The sequence below is a fragment of the Flintibacter sp. genome (genome assembly GCF_046973065.1).
In genome coordinates, this window is record NZ_JBKVXZ010000102.1 from 1 (window position 1) to 1,695 (window position 1,695).

Consider the following 1,695-nt stretch of genomic DNA (forward strand, 5'->3'; position numbering starts at 1 on the left):
TACACATGAACCAGGTGCTCACGCCCCAGGCGTCCATCCTTGTGACGGTGAAGAAATGGGTTTGGGCAGAAGCAGGTTCTCTTGCGTCAATATAGTAGTCGGAGTAGAGATACACCAGATCGACCTCTCGCTCCGGCAGCCACTTGGCCCGGCGCACACGTGGTTTGCCGTTTTTCAGCGTCTTCTCTCTGGGGTTCTCAAACCACGCCAGTTCCTTGAGCTTCAGACCAGTGAAGGTATCTATGAGCCGCTGGGCAATCTCCCGGTGGGTAAACACCCCGCAGTTCCAGGAGCCCACCAGCCAGGTCTGGATAAAGTCTCCCACCTTGCTGCCGGGGGCGGGCGGCCCGTAGACGCTCTCGTCCGCCCACATGACCTCCAGCTTTTCACATTGATCCGGCCGGGGACAGGATTTCTTATCACCATAGCGGTACATGATATTCACATAGCCGAAGTCCCGGCCGGTCCGGTCATGGCCGACGGCTTCCACTTGATAGGCAGTTATGGACATTTCAGCTCCACCTCCTGTGCCAGTACAAATCCGCACAGCCCAAGGGAAGCGTCGATGACAAATACCCGGATGTGCTCCCGATCCATGCGCTCCCGCAGTTCCTCGATGCTGCAACAGGCGGGAAAGCCGTAAGAGACGGCCCCGCCCAGCAGGTCTTTGTACTGTTCAAAAAAGCCGTCCACGGTGATCTCATCCATGCCGAAGAGGATGTTGTCCCGGATCACATTCTCAAACCAGTGGGCCAGCAGGCCGGTGAAGTGAACGGATACGTTCTCTCCGGCCTCAGTCCGGGTATCCACATGCAGGATATGGGCTTCAAAGTCAGCGCAATAGCACAGGACCCTGTTGTCGTGCAGATGGTCAAAGGATTGAATCACCATACTCATGCCAGCTCTGCGTCCAAAATCTGGACTTGCTTCCCTTCCTCGTTCACATAGTAAAGGGCGATATAATCAATGCCGTCCCGCCTGACCTGCTCCCAAGGCATCCGCTCACCGTTGATCAGTTCCACGGTGTCCGTCCCATCCGGTTCGAAGTCCTCTTTTTCGTCCTCATAGTCAACGCTGTAACCCAGCTCCACCACCAGCTTGGAGGCAGGGATCCCATACCGCTTGAGGGGACGGTGCTCCAGCTTGGATGGATCGTGTACATCGCAGAACAGATTGTCGTAGCCATGCCGCCCACCGTCAAAGATGACGAACTCCTCGCCGCTCTCCGGATCACGGGCTGCCACCAGTCCGGGGGCCTCGTCGCTATCTATGATATAGAATTGGGGTTCTCCCTTTACTGTGAGCAGATCTCCGTAATACCAAACCTCCAGCAGTTCATTGCCAGTGGTAGAACACAATGTCACGGTGGACAGGCGTTTCTGCGCCCACTTCTTCACATGGCCAGTGAGCCAAGTGGGATATTTCTCAGTCATCATAATCTTTCGCCTCCTATTTCAATTTCAGCACAAATCCCCAGATGCTCACCACGATCAGGAGGACGCCCAGCAGGAAGAAAACCACACGCCGGTATCCTCTGCTGTGGCGGTGGGCATCCCGCGTACCAGCGGGGTCGCAGAGCCAGTTCCAGTTGCGGATTGCCCCAATTAAAATCACGGCCCCGATGAGCACCGAGGCAATGTACCAATGCTCTTGCAAAAATGCTGTGGTCTGTTCGCTGTTCATTCTACTTCCTCC

At 55.7% G+C, this 1,695-nt stretch carries 4 protein-coding genes; all 4 read right to left on the reverse strand.

Features of this window, described 5'->3' with window-relative positions; translation table 11 throughout:
- Nucleotides 1-511: hypothetical protein (locus ACLTXB_RS18620; RefSeq protein ID WP_428227974.1), on the reverse strand; the 511-nt coding region annotated here is incomplete at its 3' end.
- Complete coding sequence (locus ACLTXB_RS18625; protein WP_119311458.1) at nucleotides 502-897, reverse strand: hypothetical protein; 396 nt, start codon at nucleotides 895-897, stop codon at nucleotides 502-504. The genes ACLTXB_RS18620 and ACLTXB_RS18625, both read right to left, overlap by 10 nt.
- Nucleotides 894-1,436 carry a hypothetical protein gene (locus ACLTXB_RS18630; protein ID WP_428227975.1) on the reverse strand — a complete coding sequence of 181 codons (543 nt, stop codon included), beginning with the start codon at nucleotides 1,434-1,436 and terminating at the stop codon, nucleotides 894-896. The genes ACLTXB_RS18625 and ACLTXB_RS18630 overlap by 4 nt, the downstream gene beginning before the upstream one ends.
- Nucleotides 1,437-1,449: 13 nt before the next feature.
- Nucleotides 1,450-1,683 (reverse strand): cytochrome D ubiquinol oxidase subunit II, encoded by a 234-nt coding sequence (locus ACLTXB_RS18635; RefSeq protein ID WP_428227976.1) that lies wholly within the window; start codon nucleotides 1,681-1,683, stop codon nucleotides 1,450-1,452.
- Nucleotides 1,684-1,695 lie beyond the last annotated feature (12 nt).

Coding starts and splice junctions, on each gene's coding strand:
- ACLTXB_RS18625 (WP_119311458.1), bottom strand. CDS start 897: ATGAGTATGGTGATTCAATCCTTTGACCATCTGCACGACAACAGGGTC.
- ACLTXB_RS18630 (WP_428227975.1), bottom strand. CDS start 1,436: ATGATGACTGAGAAATATCCCACTTGGCTCACTGGCCATGTGAAGAAG.
- ACLTXB_RS18635 (WP_428227976.1), bottom strand. CDS start 1,683: ATGAACAGCGAACAGACCACAGCATTTTTGCAAGAGCATTGGTACATT.